General features: G+C 50.3%; 1 protein-coding gene. It reads left to right on the top strand.

The features are described from left to right. Window positions 1-306: 306 nt before the first annotated feature. Window positions 307-1,439: cache domain-containing protein (locus SMB34_RS17720; protein ID WP_037992105.1), on the top strand; the 1,133-nt coding region annotated here is incomplete at its 3' end.

Raw genomic sequence — 1,439 nt, 5'->3', positions numbered from 1 at the left:
AATGCGGGCAAGGTATCTTCGGGCACGACCCAGCTTGCCCAGACAGCCGAGAAACTCGTCGCCGAAGCCGTGTCGCTGGATCAGGCCGTCGAAAGCTTCCTTGCCGATCTGCGCAAAAACGCAGCCGCCTGATATCGACTACCGCGCCGAAATGAGAACAGCCGCCCGGTTGGGCGGCTGTTTTTTGTCAATTACACAATATCACACTAATATTATATTGATCTAAATCAACTATACTTTAGGCGAGTTAATATATACCAATGGAGAAGCGTATCACATTTAAATTAGCAAATCCGAGGCGCGCTCATGCTGCAAAACATCAAAATCAGCCACAAGTTGGCTATCTTATCGTTGATAGCTCTGATTGGCTTGGTGACTGTATCGGCCATACAGGTATTCACATTGCGCAATACTATGCTCGAAGACCGCAAAGACAAAATCAGGGCAACCACTGAGTTGCTCCATAGCATGGCCGTAGGATATCAGGACCGCGTCAATGCAGGCGAACTTGAGCAGCAGGAAGCGATTGATGAATTTTATCAGTCAGTAACCTCTGGCCGGTTCGAAGGCGAGATTGGTTACTTTTTTGCTTACAATAATCGCGGCATCAATATGATGCACGCCGTCAACCCGGCCTTGGTAGGCAAAGACCTGTACAATGCCAAGGATTCTGCGGGAACTTATTTTATCCAAAGCCTGATCAAAGCACCACAGGGAGACGGCTTTTTCAGCTATGTCTATCCAAAACCCGGCGAGGACAAGGACAAGATCTTTGAAAAACTGTCCTTCGTAATGGTTCTGCCATGGGGGCACATTTTCGGTACCGGTATTTATATTGACGATGTCGACCACGCATTTACGAATGCAGCAACAGTCGCCTTCGCTATCAGTTTGCTCGCACTTGTAGTCCTGATCGTGTCGGGATTTGTAATCGGCCGTAATATCACGTCGGGCCTCAAGGCACTATCGACCCGAATGACCTTGATCGCCAGTGGGGAACTTACTGGTGAAATTGAAGGTCGGGAACGCAAGGATGAGGTCGGCGAAATGGCCCGCACTGTTGTTGCCTTCCGTGAGCAGGCTATCGAAAACAGGCACCTGCAGGAACGCCAGAAACAGATGGAGCAAGAAGCAGAAACCAGCCGGCGCCAAGCCATTATGAAAATGGCAGACGACCTTGAGGACCGCGTTAATGGTTTGATCCACTCCATTTCAAACTCCGTTACCGAAATGAAGCAAGCCACCCAAACCATGCAGTCGACCACGATGGCAAATCGGGAATTGTCAACCGCAGTCGCATCTGCAACGGCGCAAACATCAGCCAATGTCCAGACTGTCTCAGCCGCAACCGAGGAACTGTCTGCCTCTTCCGATGAAATCGCCCAGCAGGTTTCTCAGTCGGCTAGCGTAGCCAATCAGGCCAATGACGAAGCCACCCG

This window comes from Thalassospira permensis NBRC 106175 (assembly GCF_000714555.1).
GTDB classification, from domain to species: domain Bacteria; phylum Pseudomonadota; class Alphaproteobacteria; order Rhodospirillales; family Thalassospiraceae; genus Thalassospira; species Thalassospira xiamenensis.
This window is presented reverse-complemented; position numbering and strand designations above follow the sequence as displayed.